This is a genomic window from Vibrio sp. 1159, assembly GCF_033340395.1.
GTDB classification, from domain to species: Bacteria; Pseudomonadota; Gammaproteobacteria; order Enterobacterales; family Vibrionaceae; genus Vibrio; species Vibrio alginolyticus.
Map to the genome: position 1 here is coordinate 127,271 of NZ_JAWOWL010000006.1, position 16,637 is coordinate 143,907.

15 protein-coding genes are annotated in these 16,637 nt (G+C 47.0%); 8 read left to right on the top strand and 7 right to left on the bottom strand.

Annotation, left to right across the window (positions count from 1 at the left end; genetic code table 11):
- Positions 1 to 70: 70 nt before the first annotated feature.
- Together R7127_RS07360 and R7127_RS07365 are read right to left on the bottom strand one after the other, a co-directional pair.
- Positions 71 to 436, bottom strand: coding sequence for a winged helix-turn-helix transcriptional regulator (locus tag R7127_RS07360; protein ID WP_172563884.1), 366 nt, complete (start codon positions 434 to 436; stop codon positions 71 to 73).
- A 167-nt stretch (positions 437 to 603) separates the two neighbouring features.
- A complete protein-coding gene (locus tag R7127_RS07365; protein ID WP_017635228.1) occupies positions 604 to 1,188 on the bottom strand; it encodes an NAD(P)H-dependent oxidoreductase in 585 nt (194 codons plus the stop codon).
- A gap of 270 nt (positions 1,189 to 1,458) precedes the next feature.
- Between R7127_RS07365 and R7127_RS07370 the strand changes: the two genes are divergently transcribed.
- Entirely contained in the window at positions 1,459 to 1,800 is a 342-nt protein-coding gene (locus tag R7127_RS07370) for an ArsR/SmtB family transcription factor (protein WP_005375451.1), read from the top strand.
- A gap of 85 nt (positions 1,801 to 1,885) precedes the next feature.
- Positions 1,886 to 2,941, top strand: coding sequence for an ACR3 family arsenite efflux transporter (gene arsB, locus R7127_RS07375; RefSeq protein WP_053303785.1), 1,056 nt, complete (start codon positions 1,886 to 1,888; stop codon positions 2,939 to 2,941).
- Between the two features lie 36 nt (positions 2,942 to 2,977).
- Here arsB and R7127_RS07380 read toward each other — a convergent pair whose 3' ends face one another.
- Together R7127_RS07380 and R7127_RS07385 are read right to left on the bottom strand one after the other, a co-directional pair.
- Entirely contained in the window at positions 2,978 to 3,757 is a 780-nt protein-coding gene (locus R7127_RS07380) for an AraC family transcriptional regulator (protein ID WP_053303786.1), read from the bottom strand.
- A 19-nt stretch (positions 3,758 to 3,776) separates the two neighbouring features.
- Entirely contained in the window at positions 3,777 to 4,310 is a 534-nt protein-coding gene (locus tag R7127_RS07385) for a YbhB/YbcL family Raf kinase inhibitor-like protein (protein WP_053303787.1), read from the bottom strand.
- 187 nt (positions 4,311 to 4,497) lie between these two features.
- On the opposite strand from R7127_RS07385, the gene R7127_RS07390 reads away from it, so the two are divergent.
- The 4 genes from R7127_RS07390 to R7127_RS07405 all read left to right on the top strand — a co-directional run bounded on the left by R7127_RS07390 (position 4,498) and on the right by R7127_RS07405 (position 8,475).
- A complete protein-coding gene (locus tag R7127_RS07390; RefSeq protein ID WP_172563885.1) occupies positions 4,498 to 5,289 on the top strand; it encodes a PhzF family phenazine biosynthesis protein in 792 nt (263 codons plus the stop codon).
- Between the two features lie 207 nt (positions 5,290 to 5,496).
- Positions 5,497 to 6,447, top strand: coding sequence for an HlyD family secretion protein (locus R7127_RS07395; protein ID WP_005385136.1), 951 nt, complete (start codon positions 5,497 to 5,499; stop codon positions 6,445 to 6,447).
- A 4-nt stretch (positions 6,448 to 6,451) separates the two neighbouring features.
- Positions 6,452 to 7,378 carry an ABC transporter ATP-binding protein gene (locus tag R7127_RS07400; RefSeq protein ID WP_172563886.1) on the top strand — a complete coding sequence of 309 codons (927 nt, stop codon included), beginning with the start codon at positions 6,452 to 6,454 and terminating at the stop codon, positions 7,376 to 7,378.
- The gene (locus R7127_RS07405; RefSeq protein ID WP_009706212.1) at positions 7,378 to 8,475 is read left to right on the top strand and encodes an ABC transporter permease; all 1,098 of its coding nucleotides are present in this window, start codon (positions 7,378 to 7,380) and stop codon (positions 8,473 to 8,475) included. The genes R7127_RS07400 and R7127_RS07405 overlap by 1 nt, the downstream gene beginning before the upstream one ends.
- A 74-nt stretch (positions 8,476 to 8,549) precedes the next feature.
- On the opposite strand, the gene R7127_RS07410 is transcribed toward R7127_RS07405, so the two are convergent.
- The 3 genes from R7127_RS07410 to fdhF all read right to left on the bottom strand — a co-directional run bounded on the left by R7127_RS07410 (position 8,550) and on the right by fdhF (position 14,372).
- Positions 8,550 to 8,921: a hypothetical protein gene (locus R7127_RS07410; RefSeq protein ID WP_027726579.1), complete on the bottom strand. Its 372-nt coding sequence runs from the start codon at positions 8,919 to 8,921 to the stop codon at positions 8,550 to 8,552.
- A 192-nt stretch (positions 8,922 to 9,113) separates the two neighbouring features.
- Positions 9,114 to 10,040 carry an endonuclease/exonuclease/phosphatase family protein gene (locus R7127_RS07415; RefSeq protein WP_172563887.1) on the bottom strand — a complete coding sequence of 309 codons (927 nt, stop codon included), beginning with the start codon at positions 10,038 to 10,040 and terminating at the stop codon, positions 9,114 to 9,116.
- Between the two features lie 93 nt (positions 10,041 to 10,133).
- Positions 10,134 to 14,372 carry a formate dehydrogenase subunit alpha gene (gene fdhF, locus R7127_RS07420; protein ID WP_042605700.1) on the bottom strand — a complete coding sequence of 1,413 codons (4,239 nt, stop codon included), beginning with the start codon at positions 14,370 to 14,372 and terminating at the stop codon, positions 10,134 to 10,136.
- Positions 14,373 to 14,687: 315 nt separating this feature from the next.
- On the opposite strand from fdhF, the gene R7127_RS07425 reads away from it, so the two are divergent.
- A complete protein-coding gene (locus tag R7127_RS07425; protein ID WP_038882094.1) occupies positions 14,688 to 15,110 on the top strand; it encodes a hypothetical protein in 423 nt (140 codons plus the stop codon).
- Between the two features lie 135 nt (positions 15,111 to 15,245).
- Positions 15,246 to 16,634 (top strand): TolC family protein, encoded by a 1,389-nt coding sequence (locus R7127_RS07430; RefSeq protein ID WP_172563889.1) that lies wholly within the window; start codon positions 15,246 to 15,248, stop codon positions 16,632 to 16,634.
- Positions 16,635 to 16,637 lie beyond the last annotated feature (3 nt).

The following is a 16,637-nucleotide window of genomic DNA, read 5'->3' on the forward strand; positions in this document are numbered from 1 at the left end:
GGTATAAACGGCGATGTATTGTTAATCAGCTTTCAAAAGAGAGTGACGTTTGCGATTAACTACTTTGGTCTTAACGAAACTCAATTTGATGCTTTTCAGACCAAATTCGCAAATCATCAAGAATCTTAAGTGCGGTACGGCCGAACTCTGTTAGTTCATAGCTGACTGCAATTGGGCGGTCGCTGATCACTTTACGCACCACCATACCTTCCGCTTCTAGCTCTTTAAGACGTTGGTCGATCATCTTTTTACTTGCACCGCCTAGCATGCGTGCTAAGTCATTGAAACGAACTGGGCCGTCTTTCAAATGATAAATCAGAGAACCTTTCCATTTACCACCAATTAAACGCATCCCTTTCTCGATAGCACATGGCTCCGCACATACGTTCGCCACTGACTTACGACCTTTGCTATCTACACTGATTCTGCTTTCCACAATACACCTCAAGATACGCACCTAATCTAGGTAACGAAAAGTAAGCTAGATACATTTAGTGCTTTAGAGTAATAAAAACGTCACCTCGCCGCAAACAAATAAAAATGGACCGCGTACAGCAGTCCATCTCAATTCATCATTCAGTTCGCACTATCTTTCTAAAAGGATTAGAAGTTTTCGTTAATGTGAGCTTCGAAACGAACAAAATCGTTTTCGATATCTGCGTTCTTCATCACATCATAACAAGCGAATGTAGGTAATGCTGACATACCAAAGAAGCGGAAGTTAGCGTGCATGTGGAACATCAAATCATCCACGCCTTTACCTTGGAATAGGTATTCGCTCTCATCATCAAACGATTCTTCTGGCGCGTTGAATGTCAGTGAAAGCATGTATTTGCTGTTGGTTTGAGTACCGCCTGTACCATAGTTTTTCTTTGGTTCTTCTGCGCTACGGCCATCAAATGCACACAGTGCGCCGCCCATACCCGCAGTAAACACGTCGTCCATGTATTTTTTGAATGACCAAGGCACAGACATCCAGTTGATTGGGCTTTGGATGATCACGCGATCAGCCCATTCAAAGTGTGCGAGTTGCTCATCTACGTTGATCTCATCTTGCATTGTCACAACGCGAACTTCATGGCCTTTTGCTTGCAGAAGCGTCTGTGCTTTGTCGACAAGAGAAGCATTTAGACGACCTTCTGAATATGGTGATGGTTCGTGTGCATTGATGATCAGTACGTTGCTCATGGGATTACCTTTAAATAAGTTCACAAGATGACGCAGTAACCATTGTGCGTCGGATGTGGTTTATTATGGTAACCTAGAAATATAGTGCAATTAGTTAACTTTTAGTAACCTACTTAGTTTTTAATTATATCACTGTTTTTAAAAGATATATTTTTTCAACTTTTTATCCATCGTTATTTCACGATTAATTTTTTCATCGTTTTGTTGCATCTTCCACAGAGCAGGCGTACACTTTATCGCAATTCGACGATTAACTATTAAGGCCAGCGAATGAGTGATAAGTGCAAGGACACGTGCGAAGTCGTTTTTCAGACAACGCAACAACAGCTCGAGAAAGAACAAACTCTAGCAGCGCAAGCAAAAGCTTTGTCGCATCCAGCACGTTTGCGCATTCTGCATATCCTGCACACGCTCGATACCATGGGCGGTTGTTTGAACAGTGATTTGGTTTCTGAACTGGGTCTTGCGCAATCTACTGTTTCCGAGCACTTGCGTATTCTAAAGCAAGCAGGCTTTATCAGCGCCGAGCCAAACCCACCTAAGGTGTGTTACCGCATTCAACGCGACGCGTTTGATCAGTTCAATCTAGGATTTTCCAAGTTATTTGATTAATGCCCTTTGCACGCTGTTCAGGCGTGCAGAGATAAACTATACCTTTAACTATCGCCTTTCGACGATAAACGAATAAGAGAACACTATGACTACTCAAGTTTTAAATAGTGCCAGCGACAAAATGAGCTTCTTGGACCGTTACCTAACGGTGTGGATTTTTGTGGCAATGGCAATCGGTGTAGGTATTGGCGCAGTATTCCCTCAAGTTGCTGAGTGGAACGAGTCAATGTCAGTTGGTAGCACAAACGTACCGCTAGCGATTGGTTTGATTTTGATGATGTACCCGCCACTCGCAAAGGTGAACTACAACTTGCTAGGCACAGTGACGAAAGATAAAAAAGCGATCACGCTGTCTTTGGTCATGAACTGGATTGTCGGCCCTATTTTGATGTTCATCCTTGCATTGACTTTCCTAGGTGATCATCCGGGTTACATGGTTGGTATCATTCTGATTGGTCTTGCTCGTTGTATTGCCATGGTATTGGTATGGAACGATATCGGTGGCGGTAACAAAGAATACGGTGCAGCCCTAGTTGCACTAAACAGCGCTTTCCAAATCGTGACTTACAGTGTGATGGCATGGTTATTCATCACTGTGTTGCCACCAGTCTTTGGTTACGAAGGTTTCGTGGTTGATATCTCGATGATGGACATCGCGGAAAGCGTTCTGATTTACCTTGGTATCCCATTCCTAGCGGGCTTTCTAAGCCGTAAATGGCTGGTCGCTGCGAAAGGTGAGCAATGGTACAACGACGTGTTCATCCCACGCATTTCACCAATTACCCTTATCGCCCTACTTGCGACCATCGTACTGATGTTCAGCTTAAAAGGTGAGATGATTCTTGAACTGCCAATGGATGTATTCCGTGTAGCAATTCCACTGGCTATTTACTTTGTGTTGATGTTCTTTGTCAGCTTCTTCGTTGGTAAGAAAATGGGCATTGACTACGACAAAAACGCGTCGATTGCTTTCACGGCAACAGGCAACAACTTTGAATTGGCTATTGCGGTTTCTATCGCGGTGTTTGGACTAAACTCAGACCAAGCTTTTGCTGGTGTCATTGGCCCGCTGATCGAAGTGCCTGTGTTGATTGCTTTGGTGAATGTAGCATTGCGAATGAAAGCCAAATATTATGGCTAACCTAAAAAGCACAAAAAATACAAAAGCGGTAAAACATTAACTCACTACCGTTTTAATATACTCGCTGGGCGTTAGGCCGAACTTACTTTTAAAGCGTTGGCTAAAACGCCCCTCTGACTGATAACCACACAACTGTGCGAGCATAGCAACGTTATACGAGCCATTTTGCATCAAGTAAAGTGCGTGATTTAAGCGCACTTCCGCCAATACTTCACGATACTGGGTACCTTCTTGTTTCAGTTTGCGTATCAATGTTGCTCGGCTCATAGCAAAGTGCCCCGCGACCATGTCTAATGGATGCTCCTCCCCTGGAGAGCGCGATAAGTAACGACTAAGTTTCTGACTAAAAGAGATATGTGAACTCGAGAATAACCGATGCAATAACCCTCTCTCAGCTAGCTGCTGATATAGGCCCATAATCCAATAGCGTTGTGTCGCTTCACTTAAGCTTTCCCGCTCAAACGAAAACAAAGCATTTAACGTCGCTTGCAATGCTTTATCTGTCTCAACAACGGGTACATAGTTTCCTAATGCGTTGCTCATGCTTAGCTCCAACATTTCATCGCTAGGCACACAGTAAAAACTGAACATTCGAGAAAGAAATCGCCCTTGTAGAGGAAGATTTTCAAAATTTAGGGATGCATTTGCTTCACAAAGCATGATATTTGGATGATGGATGTCGAGTACTTCATCTTTCCAGAAAAGATGTTTACTCCCCTTAACAATCTGAATAAGGCTTGGGGAGTGAATCCTGACATTACGAAGCTTCTGCTGCTGCTCCGCACGAAACAGCGTAACCTGATATTGGTGACCCATTCTCTCCCCTTATATTCAATTATCGCGTGTAAGTCGTGGTTAATGTCGCTTTACCCAAAGCAACACTATTCAAAGTAAACCCTACAATGGCTGGTGGCGTGTTTTCATCCAATTTCAGTTCTTCAGTTGGCAATGCCCACACCGTAAACTGGTAACGATGCATCCCATCATTCTTTGGAGGACACGCGCCGCCGAACCCCGTTGTGCCGTAGTCAATACGAGATTCTTTGCCGCCTAACTTGTTCATATCAATGCCTCGAGGCAGTTCGCTAACGGTGGATGGAATATTAAACGCTATCCAATGCCAAAAACCACTGCCTGTTGGCGCGTCGGGGTCATACACGGTGATCGCAAAACTTTTTGTGCCCTTTGGAGCTTCTTTCCACATCAATTGTGGTGATTGATTCCCGCCATCACATCCCCAACCAGAGTATTCAAATGTCTTCGCCATCGGGTGGCCTTCTTGAATATCTCTACTCACGAGTTCAAATGCATGGGCAGAACCGACCGCAAAAACACTCAATGCCAAAACTGATTTGTAGATCGCTTTCATGTTTTTCTTCCTTTCAATGAATTCAACACTAGTGTAAGTACCCAGCAGTCCGAATTCTTGTCAGTAAGTATCAAAAAACACAAAATAATCTATAATTTTGACACTTTAAGATTCTAACACAAATTTCTTACTCTCTTAATTGCACTTGGTTTATGCTAATTAATCGCTCACGGAACAAGGAAGGAAAATGGAATTGGATATCAACGTGGTGGACGCCTTCACCGATACGCAATTCAAAGGCAACTCAGCAGCGGTGATACCGTTAGAGGAATGGCTAGCCCCAGAATTGATGCAAAATATCGCGACAGAAAACAACTTGTCGGAAACGGCTTTTCTAAAATCCATTGGCGCAAACCGATATGAGATTCGTTGGTTCTCTCCTATAACTGAAATCGACTTTTGTGGACACGCCACACTGGCCTCTTCGTTAGTGCTGTTTGATGAGCTTGGCATTAATGGCACGATTGAATTTCATACTCTGGAAGTAGGAACCCTCACCGTGGAGAAGAATGCGCAAGGTAAGATCGAGATGACGTTTCCTGCTCGTCCTCCAAAAGCCGTTTCTGAGATTCCCCTAGCATTAATTGAAGGCTTAAGTTGCGATGTGGAACGCGTACTGCTTAGCCCTCAAGCGTATTTCGTGGTGGTCGACAGCCAACAGGAGGTACTTGAGGTTCAATACCGTTCAGAGCACCTCAAGACACTCGCTCCTTACGATGTGGTCGTTACCGCAAAAGGCGATCAACAAGACTTTGTATCTCGTTACTTTTGGCCTGCAAATGGTGGTGACGAAGACCCAGTAACCGGCTCGATTCACGCTGGATTAGCACCATTCTGGGCAGAAGAATTAGGCAAAACATCACTGGTTGCTTATCAAGCTTCTCAGCGCGGAGGAATTTTGCATTGTGAAGTTACTGGCGAACAAGTAAGAGTATCTGGCGACGGCGTGCTCTACATGAAAGGCAAGATTTTTGTTTAAATGATATTCATGTAATCAACTTAAAAGAGCCAAGTAAAGCACGGCTTCAGCAGGATAAAGCCAGTTTCAATAATTAATCAATTGATGAATATTGAAGGAATTAACTTCCTAGCCGGACAAAACTGACTCACGTTACACTGAATGCAGTCCCACACTCTTCTATAGCTTGATACGAGTTCGAGCTCACCTTCTTAGAGGAAGCGTCGCATGATGAAGCGAATCATTCTTGGCACCCTAGCCCTGACTCTTTTAACTGCCTGTTCCAAAGATGACGGACAGCAAGCCCTTGGCACACTAGAGCGTGACCGTGTAACTTTTACTGCAACCTCTAGCGAGATAATTCGTGCTCTACCCATCAAGGAAGGCAGCCAAGTCACCGAAGGAGAAGTGCTGGTTCAGCTCGATACAAAGAACCAAGAAGCCGTTTTAGCTCACGCCGTAGCCGAACAAGCCAAGGCTGACGCCTATCTTTTAAAATTGACCAATGGTGAGCGACCAGAAGACATTGCCGCAGCGCAAGCTCGCGTTGCCAGAGCGGAAGCTCAATTGGTTGAAGCGCAAAAGAACTACCAACGTAAAGCAGAGTTAGTTCGTAAGAAACTCATCAGCCAATCAGAAAAAGACACCGCTTTAGCGGCCAGAGATTCTGCTCGTGCGGAGCTAGACTCCTCACAAGAAGAGTTCAGCAAACTAACAGCAGGCTCTCGCCCTGAAGATATTGAACAAGCGAAAGCCGCACTCATGGCAGCAAAAGCCGATGTGGCACTGCAAGAACAGAAACTAGCAGAACTCACCATCACCGCCACGAGAGATGGCTTGTTAGATAACCTACCGTTTAACCTTGGCGAACGCGTCCCTGTGAATGGCGTGGTTGCTGTAATACAAGCCAGCCGCGTCCCATACGCTCGCGTTTATGTTCCTGCTAACTATCGAGTCGACTTTGTGCCGGGTAAAACGGTTAACGTGCATGTAGATGGCGTTGAGCAACCATATAGTGGCACCGTTCGTTGGGTTGCGACTGAGCCTTCATTTACGCCTTATTTCGCGCTTACCGAGGAAGAACGCTCGCGTTTGATGTACCTTGCAGAAGTCGACCTCCAAGACTCAGCACAATCCTTGCCTTCAGGTATACCAGCGCAAGTGGATTTGGTGGAGTAAGCCAATGACCGAATACGCGATTCAAGCTGAAAATGTAGTGAAAAAGTTTGGTGAGTTCACCGCCATCAACAACATCACGCTTAATGTGCCCAAAGGCAGTATTTATGGTTTTCTTGGCCCCAACGGCTGCGGTAAATCAACAACCATTCGTGTGTTGACTGGCTTACTTAGCCCAAGCGAAGGCAATGTCGATGTACTCGGGCTAGAGATACCAAAACAATCTGAGCTTCTGCGCCTCAAGATTGGCTACATGACGCAAAAGTTCTCGCTTTATGATGATCTGACGGTTCAAGAGAATCTTGAGTTTATTGGACAAATCTTTGGTATGGAAACCAAGGCGCTGAAAGCTCGCATCGAAGAACAACTATCCACCTACGGCCTCGACCAACTGCGTAAACAGCGCGTGGGCGGAATGAGTGGCGGCCAGAAACAACGCTTGTCTCTCGCCGCAGCGACCATGCATAAACCAGAACTGTTGTTTCTTGATGAACCCACGTCTGCGGTTGACCCAGAGAACCGACGCGATTTCTGGGAGCAGTTGTTTGATCTCTCTGACCAAGGCACGACGATTTTGGTCACAACGCACTACATGGATGAAGCGGAGCGTTGCCATCGTCTGGCTATTATGGAGGCTGGGGAAATCCGCGCCGATGGTGAGCCAGAAGAGCTTATGGCGCAAATGGGCGTTAACATCGTCGAAGTCAAAGCGGATAACTTACGCGAGCTCAAAGAGAAAGTCATTCAGCGTGAAGAGGTACGCTCAGCCGCACAGCTCGGCATTCGCTTACGCATTTTGATCCACCAGCACATCGAACAACCGATCGAGTGGTTAACCCAAACCTTTCCAGAGCTTGATGGCTGCGAGATGAACATTGCTCGCCCGAGCTTGGAAGATGTGTTTGTCAGCGTTACGGGAGAAGGTCGCCAATGATGAAATCTATTGCCCGTATGAAAGCGGTGATGATCAAAGAGATCCGTCAGCTTTCACGTGACCGAATTACCTTTGGCATGGTCGTGATGATCCCGTTGATTCAGCTTTTGCTGTTCGGCTTTGCCATTAATACCGATATTCGCAACATTCCCGTTGGTGTCGTCGATCAAAGTGGCAGTACTGCTGGGCGTGTGATCACCGAGTCCGTCAAAGTCACGCAAGTGGTCGATGTGGTTGAAACCTTTGCTACCGCTTCAGAAGCCGAGCAAGCCATTCAAGACGGCTTGGTACGAGCAGCTTTAATTCTACCTAGCGACTTAACCCAACGTATGGTGCAAGGTCGAGAGCTTGGCCAGTGGATAGTAGATGGTTCAGACACCATGATCAGCTCTGCGATTCTCTCGCTACAAACCATGCCGTTAACGGATTTTGATTTTGAGATACGCCCTGCCCCAACCAAAACCTTTGAAGTTGCGCTGTATTACAACCCGAGTCGGCGCTCGGCGGTGAACATTGTCCCCGGTTTATTGGGCGTGATTCTGACTATGACGATGATCTTGTTCACCAGTGCAGCCATTGTTCGTGAGCGGGAACGCGGTAATTTAGAGTTACTGATTACTACGCCAATCCACTCCATCGAACTCATGGTAGCGAAGATCATTCCCTACATCTTTGTTGGTCTGATACAGGTGTTTATCATTTTAGGCTTGGGTCATTGGATATTTGGTGTGCCGATAAACGGCGCCATTAGTCAGATACTGTTTGGCACGCTGCTGTTTATCGCCGCGAGTTTAACCTTAGGTTTGGTGATATCCACCATTGCGACGACACAGCTTCAGGCCATGCAGATGACGGTATTCATTCTATTGCCGTCGATTCTTCTGTCCGGATTTATGTTCCCTTATGAAGGAATGCCCGTCGCGGCACAATGGATATCAGAAGCCCTCCCTGCCACTCACTTTATGCGCATTATTCGTGGTGTGGTACTGCGCGGTGCAGACTTAATGGAGCTATGGCGAGATACTGTCTGGCTACTGGGCTTTACGGTAATAGGTTTAGTTGTTGCGTCATTGCGCTTCAAAAAATCACTCGATTAATCCATCAGATTTCAAACAAAAACGCCTCCGGATTTGGAGGCGTTTTTATTGAATCATCAATTATCGTAGCGATATCAGTAGTACTCACCCAAAGAGCAATCGTGCAGGTCTGAAATGCTATAACTTCTTAGCGAATTGATTTTGAAGTTGAAAACCACTTGTTTGCATACATTTCGACTGCGGTCGCTATAGGTAATGTAACCTTCGCTGTATGCACGTTTGCCGCTGGTTGAGGTAATGTCTGCGTTCAACTCCAGATGCGCCTTGTGCGCTTCTACACGTTCCATCATCTCATGTACGTCAAGCCACTCTTCACGGTTGGCCATTTGGATCAGCATCGATTCCGCCTGTGTTTCTAGCTTTTGCGGATAAACGTAAAAACGGTTATAGGCAAAATAGGCGCTCATTAAAATAAGTATTAACACTGCTGAGGTAGTTCTTGTCATACAAGTTGCCTCTTATCATTATGAATTTCTGCTTTTCTCTATATTCTCAGTATAGGAAGCGGATGGAGTTTAGGTTAAAGAATTCACCCAAATAACAACTTAAGGTCAGAGTCCGTCAATTCCATGACAAGCCACACCGCGATTTAACCTAATTCTAAATAACTAGACACTTTGCCAATAGAAAGTACTAACTCATTGCCCTATGAGCGTCGTCACCAACCTGTGATCAGAGCCATTCGGTTGATCTGTCGATGCTCTTGAACAGATTCTCCGACTTGAGTTTTCTGACTTAAGCCAGAGATGATCAATCCCTATCATGGCGAAAGCAGGAACCGGCAAGCCTTTCACTGATGTTGGCCAACTGGCAACGGATTGAGTTTGGAAACGAGAAAACAGCCCATTAAACCTTGGGCTTGCAGCAGAAAGATTGAAATCCCCTATCACGATCATTTCCGGTGTTGGATACAAATCAGTAAGGGTTTCTATGGTTCGAATCAGGGCATTGCGGCGTTGCCATAACGGCTCTGTTCTTGGCGAGGGAGGATGCGCCGTCATTAGGGTAATAGGGTTGTCCACTTGCCATGTTGCTCGAATCACCTCTTGACCATCTGGGGTGTGATAAATCGAAACTGGCTCCAAAGGATAGCGGCTCAAAATCATCTGATTTGACGGGTAACCAACACCGCGCTGGCCGCCATAATAGAAAGGATAAATGTCGTTGAGAAGATGAAGCTTCTCCCCCACTTGAGGCGAGAGCTCTTGCATCACCACCAAATCTGCAGGGTGTTTAAGCAAGTAATTAATGAACTGATTGATGTCTGGATTTTCGTAGAACAGGTTGAATTGGACTATCGCCAGCGGATTCTCGCAGGTGTGGTTGTTTGTGATTTGAGTGGGTAAGAAAAACGTAATCGAAGCGAAGCCGATTAAAGCAGAGAAAATGGCTTTCGCCCAGTGACAACAAACCAAAAGTACCAGAGCAAAACCTAGGTAGACGAATAAAAGGAGAGCGGGAATCGAGGTTAGATTCTCCGCCCACCAAGTATCATGATATTGCCTTGTCACCAGCCAAATTAAAGCGGGTAGAAACAACACAATCCATTTAACGACTCTTAGCACACGCACGGCTCATTTAGCGATTACATATCATAAGCTTATATGTAATCGCCCAACTCGCCAGTGCGCTGCTAACCTGTATCTAAACAGATTGGCCTAAATGGAATGAACCGCTTCCGTTGCAGGCTCCGTAAGTAGCGCCTTTTCGCTCACTTCCACTTTAACCGCAGCGACCTTGAACTCAGGGATCTTCGCATGCGGATCAGTCGCTGTTGTCGTTAGACGGTTGACTGGCGATTCAACAAAGTGGAATGGAATGAACACCACTCCTTTTTGAATACGCTTAGTCACAAAGGCATCAATCTCAATGCTGCCGCGACGTGTAGACACCGTCAGACGCTGACCATTACTGATGCCTAACGCTTCTGCGTCTTCCACGCTCACCATCGCGCGAGGGCCAGCAAGGTTATCCAACCCTTTGGTTTTGCGCGTCATAGTACCGGTATGGAACTGCTCAAGTACGCGACCCGTCGTTAACACAAGTGGGTACTCTTCATCTGGCAACTCAGCCGCATAACGGAACGGTACACCCACCATTTGCCCTTTACCACGAGTAAACTGGGTTTGGTGCATGATGCGAGTACCCGCAGGGTTGTTCTTGTTGCTCGGCCATTGCACACCGTTTGGCGTAATGGCATCCCAACGAAGACCCGCGTATTGAGGTGTCACTCGTGCGATTTCATTAGTGATATCAGACACGCAGTGGTAATCCCAATCACTACCCATGGCATTGGCGATTTCTTGAATAATCCACCAATCTTCTTTCGCTTCACCCGGCGCCGTGACAACCGGATTCACGCGCTGAACACGACGCTCCGTATTGGTGAAGTGACCCGCTTTCTCTGCAAACGAGCAAGAAGGCAGAACCACATCCGCGTATTGTGCAGTCTCCGTTAGGAAGATGTCTTGAACCACCAAGAAGTCGAGTGCTTCTAAACCTTCAATCACATGCGCTTGGTTCGGGTCACTCAATACTGGGTTCTCACCCATGATGTACATACCACGAACGTCACGATGGCAAGCCGCATCAATGATTTCTGTCAGGGTTAGACCTTGCTCAGAAGGCAGATTTGGCGCGTTCCATTCAATCGCAAACTTCTGACGCACAATTGGGTTGTATACCTTTTGATAGCCCGGGAAGCTATTTGGCAAAGCGCCCATATCACACGCGCCTTGCACGTTTGATTGACCACGCAGCGGGTTAATACCACCACCTTCAATACCGATGTTGCCACACAGCAATTGCAAGTTAGCGATAGAACGCACGTTGTCATGACCTGTCGTATGCTGAGTGATACCCATCGAGTAGTAAACAGCCGTACGATCTGCCGTACCGATCATGCGCGCCATTGCTTGAATGTCTTCGGCTTTTACGCCCGTCACCAATTCCACTTTATCGAGGTTGTAAGCTGGCGACATCACCTCTTGCAACAAGGTATCAAAGCCGTCGACACGTTCTTCGATGTACTCTTGATCGTACCAACCGTTCTTGATGATCTGTTGCATGACGCCGTTCAGGAGCATCACATCCGTACCCGGACGGTGCGCCATATACAGCTCTGCATGCTCTGCCATATCGACACGTTTCGGGTCAGCCACAATCAAACGAGCGCCGTGGTGACGAATTGCTTGTTTGATATGTGAAGCGATAATCGGGTGCGCCGATGTGGTATCCGAACCAATAATAAAGATCACATCAGAGTGCTTAATGCTTGGAATGTCGTTGGTCATTGCACCACTACCCAGTGACGCCTCAAGACCGGTTACACTCGATGCGTGACACAAACGCGCACAGTGGTCGACGTTGTTAGTGCCCAGTTCACGACGGACAAATTTTTGGAACGCGTAGTTGTCTTCGTTGGTGGTTTTCGCTGAAGAGAAACCCGCTAATGCGTTGCTGCCAAAATCTTGCTTAATGCCAGAGAACTTGCTCGCAATCAGTTGAATCGCCTCTTCCCAGCTTGCTGGCTGCAACCAACCGTCTTTGCGGATCAATGGCGTGGTAAGACGCTCTTCACTGCCAATGAAATCAAAACCAAAGCGCCCTTTCACACACAGCATGCCTTGGTTCACCGGCGAGTCACCGCCTTTCACGTAACGAATCGTATTGGTTGCTTCGTCCACGAACATAGTCAACTTACAACCCACACCACAGTATGTACAAATGGTGTCGACCGCTTTCAGATCTTCAGTACGGCCTTGCGAACGGTCACGACTATCGACCATTGCGCCCGTTGGACACACTTGAACGCACGCGCCACATTGCACGCAGTTCGAATCGCCCATTAGGGTTAAGCCATTCTTGTTACTTCCAAAGTGTGGACGGTCGTCAGGACGTAATGCAGGACGACCTTGTTTGTCGCACACAAAGTTCAGTACGCCGTGCACGGCTTTGTCACGACACGCTTGGATACACTGACCACAGCTAATACAGCGGTTGGCATCAAACTCAATAAACTCAGAGCTGCGGTCAACTTCGTACTTATGACGCAAGTCTTTCGCACGAAGATCTAACCAATCTTGATGCGATTTAATCTGTAAGGAGAAGTCAAAGCTTTGCTCAGCTTCATATTCGGTGGAGTAATCACGCAGCGCACAATCGGTATTTGCCTGACAGCCACATTCAAGGCAGCGCGCCGCTTCCTTCATCGCTTCTTCGTTATCAAAACCCAACTCCACTTCAGCGAAGCTTTGCTCGCGTTGTGCTGGAGTCAGCTCAGGCATGATAGATCGAGCGACTTTCTGGATGTTCTCGAAGTGAAGCGGATCGACTTGAGAGAGTTTCTTCTCTTTGCGCGAGTTGAACGCCGCCTTTGGCATATCCGCCATATCGCCATTCAAAAACAGATCAATGGCTTTTGCCGCAACGCGACCATCACCCACGGCTTCAACTGCCGTTGCAGGACCACGGCGGAAATCACCAATACTGAAGATGTTGCCCGTGCCTGTGTGCATGGTCTTTTCATCTGCATCAGAGGTGTTCCAGCGCGTTAGCGGAATAGATAAGTCTTCACCTTCTAGGAAGCTCAGGTCTGGCTTTTGCGATACTGCCGCAATTACGGTGTCGAACTCTTCGGTGAAGAACTCGCCGGTTGGTTTAGGGCTTCGACGACCAGATGCATCCGGCTCACCCAACGCCATGCGTTCTAGGCGAATCGCATTCACGCGTCCGGTTTCATCGGCAAGGTTTTCTGCCGGGTTAGTTAAGAAGTGGAATTTCACCCCTTCGTGTTCCGCTTCGACAATCTCGTAGTCTTCTGCCGGCATTTCGTCACGGGTACGACGATAAATCAACGTGGTGTCTGCACCAGCACGACGCGCAGTACGAGCACAGTCAATTGCTGTGTTACCACCACCGATCACCGCGACTTTCTGACCCGTTACATAGTTTTGCTCGGTAACGTAATCTTTGAGGTAATCAACGCCTAAATAGCAACCTTCAAGTTCGCTGCCTGTGTAATGCATTTCGACCGCTTGAGACGCGCCGACCGCCAAACACACTGCGTCGTATTCTTCGCTCAATTGAGAAAGCGTGAAATCCACACCCAGCTTTTGATTGGTGTGAACTTGCATGCCATTACGGCACATCAGTTCGATTTCTTTATCGAGAATGTCTTTTGGCAAACGGTATTCAGGAATACCGTAACGCAACCAACCGCCCGCTTTTGGCATGGATTCAAAGACCGTAACGTCGTAGCCTTCATTCGATAAGTAGTAGCCAGCCGTTAGACCACCAGGGCCACTGCCGACGACGGCAATGTTCAAACCTTTGCTCGGTTTCTTTTCTGGTACGTAGGCTTCATGCGCAGACAAATCCGCATCCGCGGCATGACGTTTTAGCTGACGAATTGCAATAGGCTCATCGACTAACGAGCGGCGACATTCACTCTCACAAAATGCCGGGCACACACGACCAATCGATAGCGGCATAGGAAGCGTACGCTTAATCACTTCAATCGCTTTTTGATGATCGTTCTGTGCGATGTGATAAAGGTACGATTGGATATCAACGCCCGCTGGACACGCGGTTTTACATGGCGCTTCACAATCGGCGTAATGGTCCGTCATGATGCGGTTGAGTGCTTTTCTGCGGTGCTCGCTTAATTGTTCTGATTGCGTGACCACATTAAGGCCGCGGTAAACTTCGAGTTCACACGCACGCTTAGTACCGCCACTTTCGACTTCAACTACACACAAGTCACACGGTACTTTTTCATTACTTTTGTTCATTCCGCACAGCGATGGGATCTCGACCCCACACACTTTTGCTGCTTCTAAAAGGGTTAGACCCTCTTCTACAATTCTATATTTTCCATCGATGACAATTTCTATCATGCAACCCCCGCAGCAAAGCAAATCCAAATCTGCACAAGTAAAACCATGCATTCTATAAGGATAATCATTTGTAAGACAAGTTAGTGTGATGTAAAACTTATAAACCACATTTTTCACGTGTCATAAAAAGCGAGGGCTTCTTTCGCTAACTTTCAACACTCGGTGTTTAACAAACGTTTTACTCCCTCGAAAGTGCGAAAACTGAAGGGGTGGACTATTTTGATAATAAGAGTAATAAATGATTGACCTTACCCTTAGGTTAACCTTTAGAATCGAAGGGTTTTCATCATTTTCATCAAACACATGGGAAAGGGTATGCACTTAAAATCGCTGCATACAATCTGGTTAACTCTCTTCACGACGCTAGTGCTATTGGTATCTAGTGTGGCGAACAGTGAGCCGTTGATGAATATTCAAATGATGTCTACTGGCATGGCTCACCATCCTTCTATGATGAGTGACAGCGAACACTGCGGTATGCCTGGCATGATGGACGTCTCCATGACTGACGGTTCTATGTCCGAAGATGGCGATGCAAGAGAAACCAGCATGAACTGTGGTGGAGGCTCCGGCATGGTTCATACCTGCTGTACTGCCGCGTGTACGATAGTTTTCGTCCCCCTACCGAATCCTATCAATAGCCCAATGCCCGTCGTCTATCGCGCAACTATTACTCCTGAAGTTGCTTCCCCAGTCGTACACGTCAGCCGCGACCTCTACCGACCTCCAATAGCCTAAATCCGTCCTAGCATTCGACCCTGCGCGTGTATCGCAGGTTGTTTTAATGCGCCTGAACGATGAGGTAACAAGGCTTTACTGTTCCCGCAATAAAATCCGCACCTCCATCGATCCGGCGAACACTGGATTTAGATTATGGATATCAAACCATACCGCTTAGCTGCACCTATTTTTATGGTGGCTCTGGTCGCTGCACCAACCTTGGTTAACGCCGCTGGTAAAGAGACGCACGCAGCACAACATTCCGAATCAAGTGAGCGAGCTTCAACGACCAAGCTTGCCCAACTGATCAACGTCGCTTTGAGTAACGATGGCAATCGTAAGCAATACTCAGCGCAATCTGCTGCCATGCGTGAAACGGGCGTCGCGAGTGCGACCTTGATGGACCCAAAACTAAAAGTAGGTTTTGGTGGCTTGCCTGTCGACAGCTTCAAATTCGATGAAGACCCAATGACCAACATCTCCGTTGGTTTAATGCAACAGTTTGAGCGTGGCTCTACGCTTGATTTACAGCATAAGAAAGCCAATCAACAAGCCGACGGCCTTGGGCTTCAAGTGCATGCTCGTGAGCTTGAGGTAGCCAACAGCATGACTCAACTTTGGTTAGAGCTTGGTTACCAGCAACGCGCTGAGCAAATCATGCTTGAGAATCGCAAGTTGATGAAGGAGATGGAAAGCTATATTCAAACCAACTATTCGATTGGTAAGAGTGAAGCGCAAGATCTGCTCAACGCCCAACTTCAAGTCAGCAAGTTGGATGAGAAATTGCAAGCCAACGCACAAATGCAAAATCGTCTTATCTCTCAACTCTCCGAATGGTTGGGATCAGACTGGCTGGCAAACGAACAGGCTCTGCACGCGAGCAATCAACTTAATTGGGACACACTGAACAGCAAACTTGCTGCCAGTCAGAATTCCACCAAGCATTATCAGCAACTCAGCCAACACCCGATGGTTAAGATGGCAGACGTTAGCATTTCTGCCAATAAAACTCAGGTGGAGATTGCTGAGCAAGCCTACAACCCACAATTTGGTGTCGAAGTAATGTACGCCTACCGCCAAGCCGACAACATGATGGGCGAACCCGCTTCTGACTTGGTTAGCGCTTACCTCACCATGGACATTCCATTGTTTACGGGTGACCGCCAAGATCGCAATCTCGCGGCCGCTCAATACCAAGTTGGCGCGGCACAATCACAAAAGGACACCTTACTAACGCAGATGAATGCCAAGGTGAACACTCTTTTGGTTGATCGCGGCAACTTAACCCAACGCTTAGAACGTTATCAATCCACCTTATTGCCTCAAGCGAAAGCGCGCATTCAAGCCGTCGAGCGGGGTTATCAAAACAACACAGCGCAGTTTAACGATGTGATTTCTGCCACGACTGATGAGTTGGCTCTGCGATTGGAGCAACAACGTCTGCTGACCGATCTCAACATCGCAAACAGCAATTTAGCCACCCTGCTCGGTGGTTTCGACTATCAAGTCGAGCAACCAGAACTGTCTGAATTTAAAAAATAATAA

Coding starts and splice junctions, on each gene's coding strand:
- R7127_RS07365 (WP_017635228.1), bottom strand. CDS start 1,188: ATGAGCAACGTACTGATCATCAATGCACACGAACCATCACCATATTCA.
- R7127_RS07370 (WP_005375451.1), top strand. CDS start 1,459: ATGAGTGATAAGTGCAAGGACACGTGCGAAGTCGTTTTTCAGACAACG.
- arsB (WP_053303785.1), top strand. CDS start 1,886: ATGACTACTCAAGTTTTAAATAGTGCCAGCGACAAAATGAGCTTCTTG.
- R7127_RS07380 (WP_053303786.1), bottom strand. CDS start 3,757: ATGGGTCACCAATATCAGGTTACGCTGTTTCGTGCGGAGCAGCAGCAG.
- R7127_RS07385 (WP_053303787.1), bottom strand. CDS start 4,310: ATGAAAGCGATCTACAAATCAGTTTTGGCATTGAGTGTTTTTGCGGTC.
- R7127_RS07390 (WP_172563885.1), top strand. CDS start 4,498: ATGGAATTGGATATCAACGTGGTGGACGCCTTCACCGATACGCAATTC.
- R7127_RS07395 (WP_005385136.1), top strand. CDS start 5,497: ATGATGAAGCGAATCATTCTTGGCACCCTAGCCCTGACTCTTTTAACT.
- R7127_RS07400 (WP_172563886.1), top strand. CDS start 6,452: ATGACCGAATACGCGATTCAAGCTGAAAATGTAGTGAAAAAGTTTGGT.
- R7127_RS07405 (WP_009706212.1), top strand. CDS start 7,378: ATGAAATCTATTGCCCGTATGAAAGCGGTGATGATCAAAGAGATCCGT.
- R7127_RS07410 (WP_027726579.1), bottom strand. CDS start 8,921: ATGACAAGAACTACCTCAGCAGTGTTAATACTTATTTTAATGAGCGCC.
- fdhF (WP_042605700.1), bottom strand. CDS start 14,372: ATGATAGAAATTGTCATCGATGGAAAATATAGAATTGTAGAAGAGGGT.
- R7127_RS07425 (WP_038882094.1), top strand. CDS start 14,688: ATGCACTTAAAATCGCTGCATACAATCTGGTTAACTCTCTTCACGACG.
- R7127_RS07430 (WP_172563889.1), top strand. CDS start 15,246: ATGGATATCAAACCATACCGCTTAGCTGCACCTATTTTTATGGTGGCT.